We start from the raw sequence: 22,255 nt of genomic DNA on the forward strand, positions 1-22,255 counted from the left end.
AAAACCCTATTCTCAACTGATGAGAATAGGGTTTTATTTAAGGGAATTGACTAAGATTTATTTAATCGTAGCGCATTGACCACCACAGACAATGAGCTGAGTGACATCGCCACGGCTGCAAACATTGGCGTGAGTAACAACCCCGTCAGTGGGTAGAATAATCCTGCTGCGACAGGTACACCCAAGCCATTATAGACAAAGGAGAAAGCAAGGTTCTGCTTCATATTCTTCACGCCCAGTTTGGCCATATGAACAGCTTGGGCAATGCCCTGAATATCACCTTTAACCAAAGTCACTTGCGCCGTTTGCTTGGCAATATCCGTACCTGTACCCATGGCAATGCCGACATTGGCCTGTGCCAGTGCAGGCGCATCATTAATACCATCACCCGCCATTGCCACAATCCTGCCCTGGGCCTGTGCCTGTTTCACAATCTCAAGCTTTTGTTTTGGATCAAGTTTGCCATAGACCTTTTTAATGCCTAATGCTTGTGCCACCATCTGCGCATTTTTTTCATGGTCACCTGTTGCCATGATCACATCAATTCCATCAGCATGTAGTTGGTCAATCACGGCTTTGGCATTGTCCTTAATTGCATCATGTATCGAAACATAGGCAATCACCTCTTGCTCTGACATCAGGAAGCTAATGACATCACCTTGTGAACGTTTTTGATCAAGCTGCTTACTTAAGGCATCACCTAATATTAGGCCCAACTGTTCAATCAGTTTCTGGCTGCCAATATACAAGGTCTTGCCCTCAATATTGCCTTTCACCCCAAAGCCTGTGACATCTTCAAAATCAGTAACATTCAATAACTGGCTTGCATCCACCAACTTGGTCAGGGTCTGTGCAATAGGATGAGTCGAATACTGCTCAATGGAGGCAATCCACAACTCAATTTGCGTCTGGGTAAAGGTTTGAGAGAGTGGCTGAATTTCTTTCAGGCTTGGCTTGCCCTCAGTCAGTGTTCCCGTCTTATCAATAATCAGGGTATTAACCTTACTGAATGCTTCAATCGCTTCGGCATCTTTAAACAACACACCTTTCTGTGCTGCACGGCCTGTAGTTGCCATCACCGACATTGGTGTTGCCAAACCCAAAGCACATGGACAGGCAATAATCAGCACCGCAACCGCACACATCAACGCCAGATCAAACTGTGCCTGACCGAAAACCATCCATGCAATAAAAGTCAGAACACTGATACTGAGTACCGCAATCACGAAATATTTCGCCACCACATCGGCAATCCGTTGTAATGGTGCTTTGGAACGCTGTGCATCGGCAACCGTCTGAATCATTTTTGCCAATGTGGTATTGGTCCCCACCGCAGTGGTCTGGATACGGATAGAACCTTGTTGATTAATGGTTCCACCAATCACTCGGTCATCCTTTTCCTTTTTCACAGGAACTGGCTCACCCGTCATCATGGATTCATCAACATAGGTTTTTCCGTCCACCACCACGCCATCGAGTGGAATTTGCTCACCCGATGAAATTTGTAAAATATCACCTTGTTTGACCATGGCAATATCGACATCCACCACCTGATCATGTTGAACCAGTTTAGCCTTGCTTGGCTGTAAACGTAACAAGGCTTTTAGGGAATTGGCAGTTTGTGAACGTGCTTTCAGTTCCAGAATCTGTCCCAACAAACTCAGCGAAACAATCATACAGGCTGCTTCAAAATACACTGCCACGCCATGCCCTGTTTTGGCTTCAACAGGAATCAGTGACGGGAAAATGGTTGCAATCACACTATAAATAAATGCGGCAAGCACCCCAACCCCGATTAGACTCCACATATTCAGATGGCCTGTTTTATAGGACACCAAACAACGTTGTAGAATTGGATAACCCGCCCATAGCACCACAGGCAGGCTTAACACCAGTTCAATCCAGGGCTGGATATGTGGTGAGATAAAGGCATGGATATGCGAACCCATTGCCAGAATCATCACCAATAAACTAAGTGGCAAGGTTGTCCAGAAACGCTTGCTAAAATCCACCAGTTCAGGGTTTGGTCCCTCATCCAAAGTGGGTTGCATCGGTTCAAGTGCCATGCCGCAGATTGGGCAAGTGCCTGGGCCTTTTTGTACAATCTCAGGGTCCATCGGACAGGTATAATCCATATCCATTGCTCCCTCGGGAACTGGACGCTGATCAGCGGGAGTTAAATAAAATTCAGGGTCATGTTTAAATTTATCCAGACAGGATGGATTACAGAAATAATAGGTTTTCCCTTGATAGTCTGTTTTTAAATCAGTTGTAGTTTTAACTGACATCCCACACACAGGGTCAATCTCGGTTTGAAGATTATCTGCTTCATGCTGGTGTTGATGCTGCCCTCCACCACAGCATGAGGAATTTTTTACCTCTTCTTTAACAGGTGATATTTCTGGTTTAGCACCGCAACATGAATTACTTTTTTGCTCAGTCAGTTTTGGTGCACAACAGGATAAGTTTTCGACAGGCTCATCTTTCTGTTCCAATTCAGTTCCACCACAACACGACGTTTGCTTGACTGGCTTTTCCTTGGAACAACATGATGAAGCTGCCTGCTGCTCTTTTTTGAGGCTTAGATAATTTTCAGGCTGCGTACTAAACTTTTGCTGACAGCCCGCTGAACAAAATAAATAACGAATATCCTGATAATCAAAATAATGCTTCGACGTTTCAGCCACCTGCATTCCACATACAGGATCAGTATATTCATAAACAATTGCTGTTTTCTGACCTGAACAGCATGATGAAGCTTGTTGCTGAGTCATCACTACACCTATCTTTTATTTTTTGATGGTTATAGGATAAAGTCTGTACCCAGGTACAGAGTCAAGTATTTTTTCAGGCTACTTTTAAGGAACAGACACATGAACCTGACCATTGGTAAACTGGCAAAGTCCTGCAACATCAACGTCGAAACCATTCGTTATTATCAGCGTATTGGCTTAATGCGTGTACCTGAGAGCACACACAGCTATCGTTACTATCATCAGCAAGATATCGAAACCTTAAGCTTTATCCAGAAAGCCAAAGATGCTGGCCTACAACTGAATGAAATTAAGGAATTACTGACCTTAAATCTGGAAGACCGTATTCAGGTAAGGTATGTGATTGAACAACGCTTAAGCAAGATAGATGAGCGGATACAAGAATTGCAGGGACTAAAACAAAGGCTTTCAAGCTGGCTAGATGAATGTAAAACCACAGAAAATGATTGCTGCCCGATTTTAATGGAACTTAAACAATAAATTGAACTTATTTTATATGACAAGCACCTGATGATTATATTCAGGTGCCTGCGATTTTGTTATTTATACAAATGACCAAACTACATTTTCATCCCGCTGTTTGAGCAGGAAACTGGTCTGTTGATCATCCTCTACTACGATATGTTGATTCGAAATCATTTTTACCTTAAGTAGGGTATCATTTTCATAGACCAAGTCATTTTTGCCCTCTTTGGTTAGGACAAGCATTTGATCAAGCACAATTAGATTTTTAGATTCCAACATCGTTTTCCCTCTACAATTGTTTAGCAAATTCTGAGTATTTTTATAAAGTCGATAATTTTATATCCTCTCGAATCGTCTATTTATAAGAACTATTCGCACTTCAAAACACTCATTTTAATTATATAAATACATGAAACTGACATCTTATGATGCTATTTCACGCTGGGCATTTTAGCCTATTTTTTAAGCAAGTAAATGTTTTTTGTCGGACATTTGACAAAAAATGTCATTTTGTGCAAAAAAAGGCAGTTCAAATTAATGCTTTATTATCAATATTTAATTGTATTGGCAAAAAAACCTGCATTCTTAAAACCAAGTCACACACATAGACCAAACGTAAAAGCAGCGCTGAATTTAGTTGAGAAGTATCTAAAATTAAGCTGATTTGCTTGACTAAAAGATTCATTCCCGCATCCTGCACCAACTGTCGTTGCTGCTGTAGCATCTCAATCTGTGATGTACTCAGCAACATACGCCCTGAACAACTGAGACTGAGCAATACCTCCAAAATCGGTTCACACACTTTCTGGCTCAAGCTGATTTGAGTTGAAACAAGTTTAGCTTGATGCTGTTTTTTCTTTGCCAACAGTTGCTCAATACGTCCAACGATACTCTCTTTTAAAGTCCTTTTTGGTTCAGCCAGTTGGTCAAAATCAAGGTTAAACAGTCGAGTCTTGCCATTTTGAGTGATCAACAAACTCATGGGGGATAGAAGCAGTTGATGCCCTTTAATTTGGCAGTACGCAAAAATAGAGTGGACCTGTAGCATTTGGGTACATAAGCGTTCAAGCTGACGAATTTTCTCTAAGTCTTGTATTTTCCAGTCCAAACGCAAATGCAATGTTGATCGGTTTTGGTCATAAACCGTCCACCACAAGCATTGTTCAATTTCATCTACTTGAGGAATGTCATAAGCAGAGATATTGAGCAGTACGATTTGATCAATTCCGTCTATAGTTTGTAACTGTTGCTGCCAATGCTGCTGTAATGTCCGCCAATCATTGAACCCAATCTTTTGGTAGAAACTAAAGTCTTCAAGCTTACTTAGGCTATTTAAAGGCAAGGCACGACTTGTTCCTGATGCAGATAAACGTCCATCTTCACTAAACCGAGGTTGCTGCAAACATACTTTTTTCTGCATCAGTTGTTGGGCTGTCAGCATCCAGATACTCTGCTGTGACCATGCATTATGACGGGTAAAGTTTGGGTCATTATTTTCAGCACGTGCCAAAGTGACTTCAAAAGTTTTAGGATTTTCCAATTCTGAGAAATACAGGCTTATCCCGCGTGCTCCTCCAAGCGTCCGCCACCAACGCGCGCCTAAAGGCAAAAGCTCCAACTCAGTTTGCTCGTCATCGGATTGATACTGCTGGCGAAGCTTCCCTCTTAAATGAAGAAGCTGCTCACCTTGTGCATGTTCCAACCGATAGAGATAAGCACTCATCTGTGCCAAATACAGTAGCGTATCATGTTCTGAACTGTGCTCATCACGATTTAACAATCGGCCCACCTGCCCGCTGAGTTGTCTTAGCATTGCAGCTAGACGTGGCAATGATTCACTACGGGCTGACATATTGAGTAAATGCAGTTGACGTGCAGTCATCTCATTGACATGGGATAGACCAAATTCAAGCAATTGCGCTAAATCATCTTTTAATTCAACAATAAACTGGCGTTCACTCTCACTTAAAATCGCAGGGTTCTCTGCTTCACTCAGTTCCAGTTCAGCCCACAATTTTCCTTGCAAACGCTGTACTTCACTTAAGGCAGCCAGATAGTAGGCAGGTTGATCTTTTTCCAGATTGGACAACATACCTGCAAAACCAGCTCCCGCGACATAGATGATGTCCTCAGCCAAACTCTTGATCCGAATTTTTAAGCGGTAGCCCTCTTCCAACAATTCCGTTTGCTGTTCTTGCTGCCAAAGACGAGCCAATTTAATCGCTTTTTGGGTTTGGGCTTTGCCTATTTTCTTGGCAAGTTGACTTAAATCGAATGCCAGAATCTCTTCAATTAGATTGGGTTGAGTCTGAATTTCTTGAAGCTTTTCATTAGATGGAACAATTGAATTCTCAACCAATTCAGGTGTATCTTGGATCTGGTTTTCAGTATTGCCCTGAACTGGATTTCGTAGATGTTGTTGTAAATACAGCACTGCGGCAACGATATGCTTACATGCACCTGTTGCAGGGCAAGTACAAGATGCGTTGACTAAACCTGTAGCCGACAAATAGACTTGTTGACCATCACTCTCAATGGTGATCTGTTCGGCTTGCTTAGCCTGTAAAGTGACCTTTTCCGCTTCAATATCTTTTAAGGCACGGCGTACCAAGCCCGCATTGGCATAGGTTGCAAGGCTTTCTTGGTCATAAGCTAAATATTGTTGTTGCCAGCTCATTGCATTACCTCTGCCATCCATTCCGCAAAATGTTCAGGTGTTAAAGCTGCCACAGACATGCCTCGTTCATTGAGTTTTTGTGCCATCTGAATGTCATACACTGGATTGGCCTGTTCATCCAAAGCAGCCAAGCCCAGTAATTTCACTTGCTGACTTTGCAATCGACTGATCGCATTCAGCAAATGAACAACTGAACCACCCTCTTCAAAATCACTAATCAAGGTAAAAATGGTTCGATTGGGTTGAGTCACAAAACGCTCACAATAATTCACTGCTTTGGCGATGTCTGTGCCACCACCTAATTGTACGGTCAAAAGTACCTCAACAGGGTCATGTGCCATATGCGACAAGTCCACGATATTGGTGTCAAACAACACTAGATGCACTTTAACAGCAGGTAAACTCGCCAAAATACTGGCACAAATCGCACTATACATCACCGAGTTCATCATCGAACCACTCTGATCGACACACAACACCACCGTCCAGGGTAAATGACGCTGTACCCGTGCATTGAAGAATGGCTGTTGAATAATCAGTTTATTTAGATCATGGTTATAATGTTTTAGATTTTCCCGAATGGTACGCCGCCAGTCAAAATTCTGACTATTGGCAATCAATGAACGACGAAAGCGGTTACGCCGACCATGGATCGCATTGATAAAATTCGGTTTTAAGCGTGCAACAATCTGCTCAACTACTGTTTTAATGATCTCTCGAACAGCCTCACGGGTTTGAGCATTCATTCGGCCACGCATGGTTAACAAGGCCTTTGCCAACTGAGGTGTGGGTTCCAGACTTTTTAAACTTTGCGGATCTTTGAGTAAGGCATCTAACTGATACCGTTCAACCGCTTGGGTTTGTACACGCTCAAAGGTACTTTGTGGAAATAGTTTGCGTGCCTGATTGAGCCAGTTAATTGCAGTGAGTTGTGAATCATCAAGTGAACCATGACGTGATTCTCCAGCAACATGCCCACGCTGTTCATACTCTCGGTTGTATAAATAATCGAGGGTGCGTTCCAAACGGAGTTGTTCTGCATCAAGTTGCACCTGATTCAATGCCCGATCACTATAGCGACCTAAAATTAAACGCCAACGGGCTGCAAGGTCTTTAGAATTTGAATCATCCATCACGCTAACCAACCCTGTAAATTTTGCTCAACTAAAAACTGCTGTAGCTGTTGATTTAACTGCACACCTTGTAACATTTCAGCCTGTGATACCTCACTGATATATTGAGAAATATCCAGACTTGAAACATCATTCAACTGTGCAATTTGTTCCGCAAAAGCTGCGGTTTCCTTTGGTTTAAAATGGGTAAATGCTTGGCGTAGATCAGGCAAAATAGCGACAAAAGCAGCTTCATCCCACTGCAACAAAAGCTGATTCAGTAATTTCGCCATAGCAGGATAACGCAATAATAATTCAGGGGCACTTTGCATCATGCCAGACAGATATGCCACTGCATGTTCAGGGCTTGCACCGATGCCAAAATGTTGCTGAATAGATTGTTGTAGGTTTTGCTCGCTTAAATCACCATCAATAAAACGTAATGCATCCACTGCACCAGCCAACACATCTAGCTTTTGCCAATCGGTATGTAAACGCGCCAGGGTTTGATAGAACTGCGCCAACAAATCAGCCTCACCACCAACCACGCGCTGAATCTGTTTAGACAAATTGCGTAACTGCAACACTTGATTGAGAATCTGCTGCTGTTGATCTGCGGGCGGCGTTGCCAATTGTGAAAGCAAGAACAATGCGCTTGGAATCACCTGTTGCAACAACGCTTTTAGTTCAGGCTGCTGTTGGAAAGCCAGAAAATCCTTACCTGTCCATAAGTTTAATAATTTTTGCCCACATTGAATGACCGAGTCCAAATCAGGATCATTGGGTAAATACTGTTGAACTTCCGCAAAAAGAATTGAAATTTGTTTATGTAATCCCATCAATGCCGCACGGATTAAAAGCTGTACTGCAAGATGTGAAGATCGCCCTTGTCCAGACTGAGCAAAAGTCTCTTTGAGTTGCAGTAACTTATATATTGCAATGGTATTGAGATCACTTCCTAATTCTGACAACTCAATCAATCGAGCTTCAACATGTGGTGTCCATGCATAGTCCCATTCTTCAAAGAGCAAATGTAAACGCCCACCTCCCAAGAAATCTGGACCACTCACGGATTTGGCAAACCCCACTTGTAAAAAATCCAGTAAATGCAGAAAACGACTGCGCAAACGATGTTTCTGATTACGGAATACATCCAGTTTCGCGCGTTTGCTGATGGTTTCATCCAGCTTGAAACGATGGATTTTGGCCAACTCATAGACTTGTGCCAAGAGTGGCGGCGTTTGAGTAGATTGAACCACCTGCCCTAAACGAGCCCCACTTAAAATCTGGTGCAGTAAATGCTGGAATGCTTGCTGCCCCTCATCTAAACTGCCTTTGACAAAACTACTTTGGCAAGCATCAATCAAGTCAAAACGGCTAATTAAGTGATGCTCTCTTAAACTGGCTAACCTAATCGCCTGTTCAGTGGCATTTTTAACGGTAATAAAACTACTGTCTAAAATCTGTTGTTCACGCAATTGCCTAGAAAAACCAGAAAGTAACTCAACGGTTAAGGTTTGCCGTTGTTCAACTTCATTTGCAGAATCATCCATCATTTGCTGCCAACAACGCTGATAAAAAGCGGGTGATGGCATACCTGAAGCATAACCATTTAAGGCATCAAGACGATCAAAACTATAACGAATCAGCCAAGCTTGATCATCCTGATCAGCTGACTTTATTTTTTTGATTTTCTTTGGTTTTGTTGTGAGAATTTGTGCTGCCAACTCCTCAATTAACGCCAAGGTATGGAAGCCCCCTGTAATAATGCAGATTGTGCCCTTATTATTCTCATAGCACTCTAAAATGCTCTGCAACATACATTGTTCACGAATCAGCGAGGCATCAGCTTCCAACACACTGTCTTCATAGTCCAGACGAGACATGGCACACCAGACCAAAACTTCATGGAAAAAGTTTTGCCAGTCGTTCATTTCCTGTTTGGGCTTTAACTCAAACAGATGATCCCAAAGTTCATCATGGTTACGGCAATGCAACTTGTGTGCTAAAGCTTGTAAATACTGACTATGCGCTAAATAGCGCTCTTGTTGTAGGCTACGGCTTTGCCATGTTTGTTCAGCAAAAGCCTGTAATTCATGCTCAACCTGACTGCTCCATGCCAAATCAATAAACTCAACCTTGGCATTGATTTCTGGCGCATAACGTAACGCGACCCATTCAGGTGAATAATCACAAAATGGATAGTAGGCCGTACGACTTTGTTTCTGCTCAATGGTTTCCTCATTTACAGCATCAACATTCCGTTCAATGATCTCGGTTTGACACAATACGGCCAAGGGCGGCTGACTGTCTGGATGTTGTAAATCTGCAATTAAACGGTTAAATGAACGCGGTGCTTCAATCAGCACATGCGTAGCTTGCAACTGCTGTAATGCCTGTAACGTAGCGTATGCACAGGCTGGACTATGATGGCGAATCGGTAAAAAATGAATACCCTTTTCAGCCAAAGCCTTTTGCCATTCTAAGGCTTGTCGTAAGCGTTGAGGTATCGTCATTGCCAGAAAGTCTTCCCAGCATCAAAAAAGGCTTTCCAAGTTGCATCCTGTTTCGCCCGTTCACGTGCCACATTATCCATATAAAAACGCATACGCTTGGCATCATCCACATTATCCTTGAGCACCACGCCAATCAACTGCCGCGCAATCGCTGCCCCACTCAAGGATTGATTACCTAGATAATAGCCCTCCAAAGCCGCTGCATAGGCAATATTCACCGCCTCCGCTGTTGACATCACTGCATCAGGGGTTTTGATAGACGTACCATCTTTGGTTGTGCCTTGACGTAACTCTTGAAAAACTGTAACCAGTAGATCGACCACAGATTCAGACATTTGAATCTGATCAGATAAATCGCCTAACTCACGTTTTAACTGAGTCAATACTAATTCACGCTCAAACACAGGGTCAGCAATCGGGCGAACGGTTTCAAAATTAAAACGACGTTTCAATGCCGAGGACATCTCATGCACACCCCGATCCCTTAAGTTGGCAGTGGCAATAATATTAAATCCTGCTTTGGCATAAACACGACCTTGCTCACCCAACTCAGGAATCATCATGGTCTTTTCAGACATCAGTGAAACCAGCACATCCTGAATTTCAGGTGGACAACGGGTAATTTCCTCAAAACGAATAATCTTGCCCTGTTGCATCGCTTGATACACAGGAGACGGCACCAAAGATTTTTCATTTGGACCCTCTGCAAGTAATAAGGCATAATTCCAGGAGTATTTTAAATGGTCTTCGGTTGTTCCCGCAGTCCCTTGAATGGTCAGTCCTGAATCGCCACTAATCGCAGCTGCCAACAACTCAGAAAGCATGGATTTTGCTGTACCAGGCTCGCCCACCAACATCAAACCTTGTTTTCCCAATAAAGTGACAATGGCTCGATCTACCAAGGCATCATCTCCATAAAATTTACGGCTGATGGCAAGTTTTTCATCACCTAAAATGAATTGACGCACTGCACGTGGTGAACGTAACCAACCTTGTGGTTTGGGTGCATGGTCATATTCAGTTAATACGGCCAATTCTTCTGCAAAGCGTTGTTCAGCACTGAGTTTAATAATGTCTTGTTGATTCATATCTTTACCATTTTCTACCAAGGTGTTTTCTTCTGCCATTCAGGATCAAAACCAGAACATGCCTCAGCAACTTTTAAATAATCTGCATAGGTCTCAGCCAACAGCACAGGCGGAACATCTGCCAGATTCATCCCACTGTCACGCCAAGAGCGCACATTTTTTTTCTCAAAACTCAGGTCATACAAGACCGCTGCAAGATTTTCTTCTGGTACATAACTACCACTAAAACGAATCACAGCAGATAAACCAATCTGGCTAAAGGGCTTAAAGTAACTATCAAAGGAACCGCCATCTTCAATCGAGGCACGTTGATAACCCAACTTGGTGATCACACCACGTAAGGTGAAAGTATCGGTCAACCAGCCTTTACGATCTTCAATCATCTCAGCCTGTGCTTCAAAAACTGGAAGCTGGTGTGTCATTTGTTCAAACAGAAACTTCACTTTATAGTCTTTAAAATGCGCTTGCCATGCCTCAGCATCTTCAGCACTGATCAGAACCACATGCGCAATTTTGATCTGGCTATCTGCCGACAATTCAATTTCATCATCTTCCAGATTTAACAAACTGCCATCATCACTTGGGCGGAAGCTTTGTAAAACCTCACCATCAATAGAAATTTCCAACCAAACCAAACGTTGAATTAAACGCTTCATAATCGGATGTGCAAACAGGTATTCCTGCCAGTCTGTACTGCTCCAGACACGTTCACTACACATCGCTTCGTATAAACGTTGTGTCTGTAAATCAATGACCTGCTTAAATTCTTTCTTACTGCTGCTAAATAATGATTTCGCTTCTTTAATTAAGCCCTCATCATCACCTTGTCGTGCAGCAGGCAGACTTTTGATGATCTTGTCATCTTCATTTTTCAGTACAAATTTGTCTTTATCATCCACATAAGCTGTCAGAACCCGTGAGCCATATTCCAGAGTCAGTACACCTGCATCATCCAAGCCCGCGGTTGGAATGGTACGATCTGCCAACTCATCACTGCTCCATTGATTACGCTCAGCAATTTGCTCAACCAATTGTTTTGCCAGATTCTGAACCGATGCAGTACGGTAACGACGTGAGAGGCTGAGCAGCAATTGAATCATGAGTGGATCATCACTGACTGAAAAACTACTTAACATTGCTTCAATTTGCGCACGACGCTGATAGTGTTGCTTCATATAATCCTGCAACAATTTCACCGCAACACTACCCTGTGTTTTAAAGGTGAGTGCCAACATACCTTTGCTTTTTATTGCAGAGCCTAGATAGATCGCTAGACGTTCACGTTTAATTTCCTCAACCACTTCTTCCAGCGTGATGTGCTCATAACGTCCATAATATTCAGGATACTTTTGTCCCCAACGCTTAAATGAGTCCTGATAGGATGCCAACCGACTCGGTGCTTCTTTAGTTGCAACCTCCATCGCCTCTTCTAAAGTTGGATTACGTGTATCTTGGTAGATGAAGCTTTGTAGTAAATGTAGCGAAAGTGTTTGCTGACTCTTTTCATTAAGCAACCCCATATAACGCTGCAACAAGGCATTTGGAATCGGATCTTTTAATTTATCCGCTAAAATCACCCACCACTGAATAATTTTAGGATCAACTTGGCTGCCATCCTGCCATTGCGCTTGGGGTAAATGCTGTAAATCAAACCAGATAAAGCTACTGGCAATTTTACCTTTTAAGCCCTTTTCAGCATCTTTGAGCAAGCTTTTAGGTGAAAGATAAGCACTGATATCCTCTCCTAATTGCTCCAAAGCAGTCAAAATTGCTGCAATAACAACTTCTTTTTTCTCTTTCTTAAGTAATTCATATAGGGCAGGAATCGCAGCCTGATGTTGTAAACGTGCCAACCATTCAATCGCGGTAATACGAATTTCCTGTTTACCATTTTCCAGCGCTTCAATCGCACGTAAATGGATATCAGGTAATTTTCTCAAAACTTCCTGAGCATCAAAGCGCAGACGTTTACCATCCCCCAGAGCAAACTCAAGTAAACGAGGAATAAACTGTTTTGGTAATTGTGGGAAACGTTGCAATACACCAATTGCATGTAAAGGTTCAAAACTACGATAACGTGATTCACTTTTATCAGGTAATAAACCCAACGCTTCAGCAATCAGATCAATATGCTCCATAAAAAATGGAACAACCTTGTCATCATCTGCAATATAACTACTCAAGGTTTCATAGTAATAGTTTTCTAAATAACTCTCAGCGATCATTCGCGCAGGCTTTTCAAAACCCACCTGTTTCATCAACTGTTCAAGCTGACGCAACTCAAGATTTTCGTAATGATGTGGTTTCAGCAAACTATTGAATAAATCATTCCAGTTAATCCAGTTACGTCCGTGATAACTTAAACGTAGCGCATGTTCCAAGCCATATTCAGGCAAGTTTTGCAGCTTATTCTGGTGGGTCATGATGTTATAGTGATGACCATGTATCTGCGTTCTTTTCTGACCATTAATTGTGGAAAACAACTGCTGGCTAATCTGCTCTATTTTGAGTTTTTGCAGATCTTTGTAATTACTTTGTGCCCAAGTGCTTTTATAAGAGGCCGTTTTATTATCTTCTATTTCCTGCTCAGCACGCTGTCTGGCTTTTTCCAGTAATGCTTGATAATTTTCCACAATGATTGGGATAAAACTTTCTGGAATCTCCTGCGTTTCGATGGCTTTAATTTCAGGTAAGGTGTAATCAACCTCAACCACCTGCTGCAAGCTTTCAAGACGTTGTAAAGCAGCAATAATCAACACTTGCACCGATTTTAATTTTTCACTGTCTGCGGCTTGTTGCAAAATGTCTCGGTTTTGCTCACCCAGACGCGCCAGTAAATCTGCCGCAAAACTGCGCTGCTTGCTCTCACCATTCAACAAGAAATGTTGCAAGTATTGCTGACTTTCAGTTTGGTTGAGCTGTGACAATAATACCGTTGCCTGTTCACGAACAGTTTTACTGGAACTGAGCGCAAGCATAATTATCAGCTCAGTTTGTTGTTGTAGCAGTTCTGGATGCTGAGCAATAAATTCTAAAAAAATTCCCTGCGCTGCGGCAGATAGCTTCGGTAAAATCTCCCGAACCTGTTGGGCATGTTCGGTGAAAAACGCAACACTATCCGAAAGTTTAAATAAAACGCTGAGTTGATCATGGTAATAATTATTGACGCCATCACGCTCAAATAAGGTTGCAATAAAACTTTCACTGTTATTTTCAGGCTCAGATAAATAAAGTTGTTTTAATACTGCTAGTGTCCAAAGATCACGATGTGATTTTTTCTGGCGATCATCAAAACTTTGATGATTAAAACTACTTAATAAACCATCGACTAAAACATAGCTAAACCACACAGGCGTTTGTTTAGAGAGCTGTGAGTAATTTCGTTGTTGGGTGGCTGCTTCCAAGAATTTGCCATAACGGATAATCTGTTCGCTGCTGAGTTTTGAAAAAATATTGATATACAGCTTATAACGTGCATTTTGGGAGGCTTTGCATAATTTCTCCTGAGCTTTGGTCAATTCTGAAGAGGGCCAAAACCAGCCATAAGTGCCAGGACTACCCAACAATGCACAGGCTTTATCTGTCGCTTGTTGTTGTAAGGTCAGTAAAACCTCAGGATTTTGTCCATTTACAACATAGTTTAAAACCTGGTTGGGCAATGTTGCATCCACCTCTGCCAAAGGTTCAACAATTGTGCTGAGCAAAGCTAGGGTTTCTGACTCCAGCGTATTCTGCCCTTGCGGATTGATCAACTGATTCACTTTATTCTTAATACTTTCAAACATGAAATAGCCTCTTATTTTCCCCAATTATTTACTTAATTCTTGATTTCATTTAAAAATCAATTTTAGATTTCTTTTAATGCCCAAATTCTACAACAATACATAACAACCCACTGAATATATTTTTGATGTTTTTATTATAAGGAGAGAGGAAACAAATACAGCCCAAGATAAAACAGAGTGCGACATTTTTTGTCGTACTTCTCATTATACTTCACATAAAAAATGGCTACCTTAAAGTAGCCATTTTTATTTAAGATGGATTACCAACTCACATTGACACGTCTATTTGGTGCCAAACAACCCACAAGCTGACTATTCACTTTATTACCTGCACATTGCTGATATAAATCAGTTTGACTATTGGCTTGAATCTGAATACGGTTAGCATCCACTCCCTCACTGACCAATAATTTTGCAACTGTATTGGCACGTTGTGCTGATAATTGATGGTTATAGGCAAATTTACCCAATGGATCAGTAAATCCAGCAACCACAATTGGACCTGTTGAATTACTTTGTTTAATGCGCTGTGCAATTGACACAACTGAAACCCGACCTTGCTCAATGGCATTTGCATTTGACTGATCAAAGGCGAAGAATACACTACCCGAATTAATACTATTCAAGTTTGTATTGGCGGGTAAGCCCTTGTTGTTTACTACAGTATCACCAGTGGTAATGCTGTCGAACTTCGCATCTTTCAACAGTTCAATCTTGATACCATCTTCTGTGGTACGTGTGATAACGTTTTCACCGCTGGTTTTGTCTTCTGATGTTGCAGCATCAGCTCCACCGACGATGTTTAATTTGTCACCCAAGTTACGATGAACATCTGCACCTGCATTACCAGCAAAGTTCAAGCCCTTGTTTTCCAACTCGGTCTTGGTGTTATTGATCGTGTTATTTAACTCAGTTTAGGCGCACAAGCATTTGTCCCTAATGCGATGCTGTTGGAAGATTTACGTGTACCGCCAGGATTATTTACACCGCCATCACGCTCTGTTGAACAGTCAATGCTGGTTGAGCCGCCATTTTGTTCATAGCTCGCAAATGCCGTGGAAGAAAAACTAATCATCCCAACTAGAACAGCAGTAGATAAACTAAAAATTTTTGACTTGGTTTTGGTTTTACTTTTTGCAATTTCAGATGTTGCGACCCATGTTCCAATTGATGCATTCCAAACCACTTTATACACTTTGTTCATAAAAATTCTCGGATTATTACTACAGTTATTGATGGTCTAAAAATGCAGTGAAGCATTTTTAGTTGTGCCGCTAAAAATTGTGCGCATGCTAGTTAAATAATGAAAATTGGTAAATAACCGAGCAAAACCCCACACTCAAAAATGAGATACAATTCTCATTTTTACAAAAAACAAGTAAATTAATTGTTTGAATTAAATCAAATAATATTCGTTTATTTTCTTTTGTTATCTTTTGTTTTTATTTCATAAATAAAGTGAAAAATAGAATAATAACTCTAGTCTTTTATCGTTTTTTATGCTGAAAAAAGACATTAAACAAAATTTTTTAAATATAGAAATAAGACGAAAAATAGAACCAAATGGAAAAATAAAAGTTTAATTCCAACAACAAATCTGGCCATTACACCATGAGTATATTCAGGAACTTTCCCAGAAAATCGAGTATTATTCTTCAAAAGAAAATCATTTTTAAATGTTATGAACCAGCCTTTAAATCCATTGAGAAAACAGCTTCGCCTAAGAAGAAGACTAGTTTCTCCTATAGAGCATAAACAAGCTGAACAACAGGTTTTAAATCGACTCAGATATTCGCCACAGTTCAAGTCAGCCCAAAAAGTTGGCATGTATTTACATGCCTTTGGTGAAGTACATACCCGAAAAATCATCCAGTTCTGTTTTCAAAAAAACAAGCAGGTCTATCTACCCATGATCTGTAATATGAACCAAAACCTGGTGTGGGTAAAAATCAGCTCCAATCAATATTTAAATAAACGTTTTTCACACCATCCTCTCGGTATGAAAGAACCAATGGCAACGCGTGGGCAGCATGTTTCCACCCTGGATTTACTGATTATGCCTTTATTGGCCTGTGACCAGCTTGGAACAAGAATCGGCATGGGAGGTGGATTTTATGACCGTACTTTGGCAACTGCCCCACATCGCCCTTTTCGGCTGGGACTCGCCCATTCTTTTCAATATATAAATGAACCTTTATTCAGGCAAAAATGGGATCAACCTTTGGATGCCCTATTTACACCAACACAGAAATATTACTTCAAACGTTAAATGCATCATCTATATATGCTTTTGCCCAAATCCCAACCAATTTAGTCTTTTTTTTATATTTTCTAACTAAAAACCCTTGTAATTTTAAAAATGCACTTCACTATAAAAAACATGGCAACACCGTTGTCACTCATTAGGAGTGCCCATGTCTGAATATATTTTAAATAATGAAACAAGCTTAGAGCCACAGGTTCCAAGTGTATTACCACTATTAGCGCTACGTGATGTTGTGGTGTATCCGCACATGCAGATCGCGCTATTCGTGGGTCGTGAAAAATCGATCAATGCAGTGGATGTGGCTCGTAACGGTGACAATTTAGTATTTGTAGTTGCGCAAAAAGATTCGCTTACAGAAGAAATTGATCACGATAACCTCTATCAATATGGAACCGTGGCTAAAATCGTACAGGTCGTCAATCATGAGAATGATGAAAACTGCATTAAGGTACTGATCGAAGGCCTGCATCGTTCGAAACTGGAACGCATTATCGATGGAGAAGAGTACTTAACAGCTAAACATCATTTAAGCCCGATTACTGTTCCTTTGGATCATGAAGCCCAGGAAACCCGCTTAAATGAATTGCGTACCCTATTCGCACAATATGCGGAAGCGAAACTGCGTAATGCGCGTGAACTGGTTGCAGCGGCAAATAAAATCGAAGACCTGTTACAACTGATGTTCTTCGTTGCGACCCGTGTGCCTTTAAACATTGAAGTGAAACAAAAGTTTTTAGAACACGACGAGTTTGAAGCGCATTTGCAGGAACTGATGAGCTACTTGATGAATCAGTCTGCTGAACAGCAAATTGAACAAACCCTACATGACAGCGTTAAACGTCAAATGGAAAAGAACCAGCGTGAATACTTTCTAAATGAAAAAATGAAAGTTATTCAACGTGAGCTTTCCGACATGAATGGCGGTGCTGAAGATGATGTTGCGGAAATCGAGAAACGTCTTGCTGAAGCAGATTTGCCTGAGCACGTACGCAAAAAAGCTGAAGCTGAGTTCCGTAAACTCAAGGCAATGCAACCTGCATCCAGTGAAGCAGCCGTTGTTCGTAACTATCTGGAAGTGATTTTAGATACGCCTTGGAATAAGGCCAGCAAGGTCAGCATTAACCTGGCTAAAGCACAGGAAATCCTTGATACCGATCATTATGGCTTAGATGATGTTAAAGATCGTATTGTTGAATATCTTGCAGTTCAGTCGCGTGTGAAAAAACTCAAAGGTCCAATCCTTTGTTTAGTTGGTCCTCCAGGTGTGGGTAAAACCTCTCTTGGTGAATCGGTTGCAAAGGCAACAGGTCGTGAGTTTGTTCGTATGGCCCTCGGTGGCGTACGTGACGAAGCTGAAATTCGTGGTCACCGTCGTACCTATATCGGTGCGATGCCAGGTAAAATTGTGCAGTCATTGACCAAAGTCGGCGTGAAGAACCCATTGTTCTTACTCGACGAAATTGACAAGATGGCACAGGACTACCGTGGCGATCCTGCTTCAGCATTGCTTGAAGTACTCGATCCATCACAGAACAGTAAGTTCAACGATCATTACCTTGATCTTGACCTAGACCTTTCGGAAGTGATGTTCATCTGTACAGCCAACAGCATGAATATTCCTGAGGCCTTGCTGGACCGTATGGAAGTGATTCGTCTTCCTGGTTATACCGAAGATGAGAAAGTGAACATTGCTGAACGTTACCTTGTTCCGAAAGCAATCAAGAACAATGGCCTACGTGCTAAAGAACTGACTGTTCATGAAGAAGCGATCCGTGACATCGTGCAACGTTACACCCGTGAAGCAGGTGTCCGTAGCCTAGAGCGTGAAGTGTCTAAAATTGCACGTAAAGTTGTGAAAGAAGCGGTGAGCAAGAAGTCCAAGAACCTACAGGTTGATGTGACTTCTGCAAATCTTCCAGAATATCTGGGTCCACACAAGTTTGACTTTGGTGTTGCTGAAGATGAAGCACAAGTCGGTCGTGTTAATGGCCTGGCTTGGACTTCAGTGGGTGGTGAGTTACTGACTATTGAAGTTGCAGCCGTAAAAGGTAAAGGTAAATTCATTACCACAGGTTCACTCGGTGATGTAATGAAAGAATCGATTACCGCAGCAATGACTGTTGTTCGTACACGTGCGGATGAACTGGGAATTGAATCATCTCGTTTCGATGAAACTGATGTCCACGTTCACTTACCTGAAGGTGCAACACCAAAAGATGGCCCATCGGCTGGTTTGGCACTGACCACTGCCCTTGTATCGGCATTTACAGGTATTCCGATTCGTCCAGACATTGCCATGACAGGTGAAACAAGTCTTGGTGGTCGTGCGATGCGTATTGGTGGCTTGAAAGAAAAACTTCTTGCGGCACACCGTGGTGGAATCAAGCTGGTCTTCATTCCACAGGATAATGTCCGTGACTTGGCTGAGATTCCAGACAATGTTAAGGAAGGCTTGGAAATCAAGGCTGTGAAAAGCATTGATGAAATCCTACCTTTAGCTTTGACGGATACACCAAAACCTTTGCCAAAAACACCGATTGTAAAACCAGTGGAAGAAGCAAAGGCTGCACGTCACTAATCCTTAAAAAAAATTAAAGAGAGCTTCGGCTCTCTTTTTTTGTTACATATTTTGGTTGAAAAACAACCAGTATATTGCATAATGAAATGGAGTCGATAAAACAAAGGCCAAACTTGACTCATGAACTCATTTTAGTGCCATCTGAACTCCAGACAGATGGCTCTTTGATCGCAGCTCATACGCATGTTGAGCTGCGTTTTTTATGGAGAGAATAATCCGCTATTTTGTATCTTTTATAACAAGATAAACCGTTTACACCACCCTATAATTTTCAGCAGCATTTATAATGTGCTGAATGTATCGATTTAAACAATCCTATGAAAATTCGTATTCTCACCATTGGTCAAAAAATGCCTGCCTGGGTACTTACTGGATTTGAAGATTACTTCAAACGCATCCAGCCCTTTGTACAGACTCAGGTGATTGAGCTGCCTATGGCGAAACGTGGGAAAAATGACTCTGAGGCAGATATCCTAAAATACTGTCAAATTGAGGGTGAGAGTATTTTGAATGCCCTCAGGCCAAATGAGACATTGATCGCTTTAGAAGTAGGCGGGCGTGAACTCAGCACTGAAAAGCTGGCAGATACCATGAAGCAATGGATGCTAGAGGGCAACGACATCGCACTTGCCATTGGTGGCCCAGATGGCCATTCCGAAGCGGTACGCAAGGCTGCGGCCTGGCACTGGTCATTGTCCAAGCTCACCATGCCCCACCCTATGGTGCGTATTTTGCTTATTGAACAACTGTATCGTGCGATGAGCATTAACCACAACCATCCTTATCATCGGGCATAGCGCTATACTTGTTCTGATTTTAGAACAATATGTTGAAGTTTAGGTAGTGTCATTCCTTTAAAGAATTTGTCACGATAATCAGGTCTCTCCAATCAGGTGCGCTGTTATGAACTTGCAAACTTTACCAGGGTTATTTATCTCTCATGGTTCGCCAATGCTCGCACTTGATCCTGAGCAGGTTGGTCCTGCCCTATACCGCCTAAGCACCAATCTGCCAAAGCCCAAGGCCATTGTGGTGATGTCAGCGCATTGGGAAAGTCAGGCGCTGGAAGTCAGCACCTCCACTCGACCACAAACCTGGCACGACTTTCGTGGCTTCCCACCCGAACTGTATCAGATTCATTACCCTGCGGCAGGCGCACCAAAGCTGGCCGAGGAGATACTGAGTTTATTTGCAGAGGCAGATATTGCGGCCCACGCAAACAGCACCCGTCCACGCGATCACGGCGTATGGATGCCGTTGTTACATATGTATCCAGATGCAGATATTCCTGTGGTTGAAATTTCCCTGCCTATTCACATGAATGCGGATGAAATTTATAAAATCGGGCAAACGCTTGCACCATTACGCGATCAGCAAATCCTGTTGATTGGTTCAGGCAGTATCACCCACAACCTGGCTGAGCTGTCATGGCACAACCCTACAGACGTGCCGACCTGGGCCAGTACATTCAGGAATGCAGTGGTGAGCAAATTGACACACCAGAACTATGATGCGGTGCTGGATTGGCCATCATTACCCTATGTCCAGCGCAACCATCCCACACTTGAACATTTTGCCCCACTATTTTTTGCTATGGGAACAGGCCATCGTTTTAATATTGTGCACAGCAGCTTTTCAATGGGTTCATTGGGCATGGATATTTATCGGTTTGATTAAACTTTATATCATAAAAAGGACGATCATCATCGTCCTGCCCATAAGGCCATAATTGCTGGAATATTACAAATAAATACATTTAGCAAACTGAATACCTAAACGTACTACATGCTCTTTTTTTAAGAATACTTTAAGCTTAAGACTGTTATTTATTTACTGTCGTTTTGAACATGAAAATCAAATATTTAGTTCTTGCCTTACTTCCACTTTCCCTAATGGCCTGCCAATCAGTACAAAATGTAACTGACAGCGTAATTACACAAATGAATACAACAGCCGTAAAAAACCTCACAGAATATAACTGGACTTATCAAGCATCCAAGGCTTCAAAACCATTGGTTTTAACTTTCAATGACAATCAACAACTGACAATTTTAACTGGCTGTAATGGTCAAGGCGGTACCTGGAAAGTTGAGGGTAACAGCATTGTGACCTCTCCACTGGTGTCCACCATGATGGCATGTGCTGATGACCTGATGCAGCAGGAACATTTATCTTCTGATATTTTCAGTGAAAAGCGTATTCCCTTTGAAATCAGTACAGTCAATGGGCAAGCCATCCTGACGGTCACGGATAGCAAAGGTCAAAAGCATATCTTCACGGGAAGCAAAATGACTGATCGCAACATATTAACCAACTATACATGGTCATATCAGCCTGCTGACACCAAAAAACCGATCGTTCTTAGCTTTAGCAAAGACCGCTTATCTGTAGATTCAGGCTGTAACCATCAAGGGACCACATGGAAAGTTGAAAATGATCTAATCATTACAGGTGATATGTTTTCTACTCAAATGGCATGCGAACCTGCATTGATGAAGCAGGAACAATTTGCCGCAGATCTTCTGCAAAAGCGTGAAATCTCGTTTAATGTAAATACCAGCAATCCTGACCAACCAAGTCTAGTCATTAGCGACACCAAAGGCCAGAAATACACGTTCATTGGCACAATGACACCTGAAGCGAAATACCAGTCTGAGGGTAAAACGGTTTTTCTGGAAATTTCACCTGAAACCAAGTCTTGTGTTGGTGTCGCGCCAATGACCTGCATGCAGGTTCGTGAAATTAAATATGATGACAAGGGCATCAAAACCTACGCGGACAAAGACTGGTCATTGTACTATGGTCAAATCGAGGGCTTTAAACACAACCCAGAGCAGCGTGTTATTGTACGTGTGAAGCGTTTTGAAATTAAAAACCCAGCCGCGGACCAGTCCAGTCAGGCAGATGTATTGGATATGGTGGTTGAGCAAGAGCTAGTGAAAAAACCATAAATCCATACCATAAATAAAAAATCCGATGCTTTTGATCTGACCC

Annotated in this window: 14 protein-coding genes and 1 pseudogene; 6 read left to right on the forward strand and 9 right to left on the reverse strand. The window is 42.0% G+C overall.

From position 1 onward, the window contains the following. Positions 1-50 precede the first annotated feature (50 nt). Positions 51-2,774 carry a heavy metal translocating P-type ATPase gene (locus QLH32_RS05720; protein ID WP_283268587.1) on the reverse strand — a complete coding sequence of 908 codons (2,724 nt, stop codon included), beginning with the start codon at positions 2,772-2,774 and terminating at the stop codon, positions 51-53. A 99-nt stretch (positions 2,775-2,873) separates the two neighbouring features. Between QLH32_RS05720 and QLH32_RS05725 the strand changes: the two genes are divergently transcribed. Next, a complete protein-coding gene (locus QLH32_RS05725) occupies positions 2,874-3,254 on the forward strand; it encodes a MerR family transcriptional regulator (RefSeq protein WP_283268588.1) in 381 nt (126 codons plus the stop codon). 63 nt (positions 3,255-3,317) lie between these two features. Here QLH32_RS05725 and QLH32_RS05730 read toward each other — a convergent pair whose 3' ends face one another. The 8 genes and pseudogenes from QLH32_RS05730 to QLH32_RS05770 all read right to left on the reverse strand — a co-directional run bounded on the left by QLH32_RS05730 (position 3,318) and on the right by QLH32_RS05770 (position 15,621). Further along, the gene (locus tag QLH32_RS05730) at positions 3,318-3,518 is read right to left on the reverse strand and encodes a hypothetical protein (RefSeq protein WP_267980952.1); all 201 of its coding nucleotides are present in this window, start codon (positions 3,516-3,518) and stop codon (positions 3,318-3,320) included. A 250-nt stretch (positions 3,519-3,768) separates the two neighbouring features. Then, positions 3,769-5,916 (reverse strand): SWIM zinc finger family protein, encoded by a 2,148-nt coding sequence (locus QLH32_RS05735; protein WP_283268590.1) that lies wholly within the window; start codon positions 5,914-5,916, stop codon positions 3,769-3,771. Continuing rightward, the gene (locus tag QLH32_RS05740; RefSeq protein ID WP_283268591.1) at positions 5,913-7,049 is read right to left on the reverse strand and encodes a VWA domain-containing protein; all 1,137 of its coding nucleotides are present in this window, start codon (positions 7,047-7,049) and stop codon (positions 5,913-5,915) included. The genes QLH32_RS05735 and QLH32_RS05740 overlap by 4 nt, the downstream gene beginning before the upstream one ends. Beyond that, on the reverse strand, positions 7,049-9,544 hold the full coding sequence (locus tag QLH32_RS05745) for a DUF5682 family protein (protein ID WP_283268592.1): 2,496 nt from the start codon (positions 9,542-9,544) through the stop codon (positions 7,049-7,051). The genes QLH32_RS05740 and QLH32_RS05745 overlap by 1 nt, the downstream gene beginning before the upstream one ends. Then, the gene (locus QLH32_RS05750) at positions 9,541-10,632 is read right to left on the reverse strand and encodes an ATP-binding protein (RefSeq protein WP_283269290.1); all 1,092 of its coding nucleotides are present in this window, start codon (positions 10,630-10,632) and stop codon (positions 9,541-9,543) included. The genes QLH32_RS05745 and QLH32_RS05750 overlap by 4 nt, the downstream gene beginning before the upstream one ends. Before the next feature lie 14 nt (positions 10,633-10,646). Then, the gene (locus tag QLH32_RS05755) at positions 10,647-14,417 is read right to left on the reverse strand and encodes a DUF4132 domain-containing protein (RefSeq protein WP_283268593.1); all 3,771 of its coding nucleotides are present in this window, start codon (positions 14,415-14,417) and stop codon (positions 10,647-10,649) included. Between the two features lie 260 nt (positions 14,418-14,677). Continuing rightward, positions 14,678-15,052: pseudogene (locus QLH32_RS05760) on the reverse strand (OmpA family protein); the annotation flags it as partial. Positions 15,053-15,321: 269 nt separating this feature from the next. Continuing rightward, on the reverse strand, positions 15,322-15,621 hold the full coding sequence (locus QLH32_RS05770) for an ESPR-type extended signal peptide-containing protein (protein ID WP_283268594.1): 300 nt from the start codon (positions 15,619-15,621) through the stop codon (positions 15,322-15,324). Positions 15,622-16,098: 477 nt separating this feature from the next. Between QLH32_RS05770 and QLH32_RS05775 the strand changes: the two genes are divergently transcribed. The 5 genes from QLH32_RS05775 (at position 16,099) to QLH32_RS05795 (ending at position 22,212) form a co-directional block, all read left to right on the forward strand. After that, positions 16,099-16,686 carry a 5-formyltetrahydrofolate cyclo-ligase gene (locus QLH32_RS05775; protein ID WP_283268596.1) on the forward strand — a complete coding sequence of 196 codons (588 nt, stop codon included), beginning with the start codon at positions 16,099-16,101 and terminating at the stop codon, positions 16,684-16,686. A 145-nt stretch (positions 16,687-16,831) separates the two neighbouring features. Next, entirely contained in the window at positions 16,832-19,261 is a 2,430-nt protein-coding gene (lon, locus tag QLH32_RS05780) for an endopeptidase La (RefSeq protein WP_283268598.1), read from the forward strand. Positions 19,262-19,578: 317 nt separating this feature from the next. Beyond that, a complete protein-coding gene (gene rlmH, locus QLH32_RS05785; protein ID WP_283268600.1) occupies positions 19,579-20,058 on the forward strand; it encodes a 23S rRNA (pseudouridine(1915)-N(3))-methyltransferase RlmH in 480 nt (159 codons plus the stop codon). A gap of 106 nt (positions 20,059-20,164) precedes the next feature. Then, positions 20,165-20,938: a DODA-type extradiol aromatic ring-opening family dioxygenase gene (locus QLH32_RS05790; protein WP_279959249.1), complete on the forward strand. Its 774-nt coding sequence runs from the start codon at positions 20,165-20,167 to the stop codon at positions 20,936-20,938. Between the two features lie 170 nt (positions 20,939-21,108). Further along, a complete protein-coding gene (locus QLH32_RS05795; RefSeq protein WP_283268603.1) occupies positions 21,109-22,212 on the forward strand; it encodes an META and DUF4377 domain-containing protein in 1,104 nt (367 codons plus the stop codon). Positions 22,213-22,255: the final 43 nt, after the last annotated feature.

Source organism: Acinetobacter corruptisaponis, from assembly GCF_030053775.1.
Taxonomy (GTDB): Bacteria; Pseudomonadota; Gammaproteobacteria; order Pseudomonadales; family Moraxellaceae; genus Acinetobacter; species Acinetobacter corruptisaponis.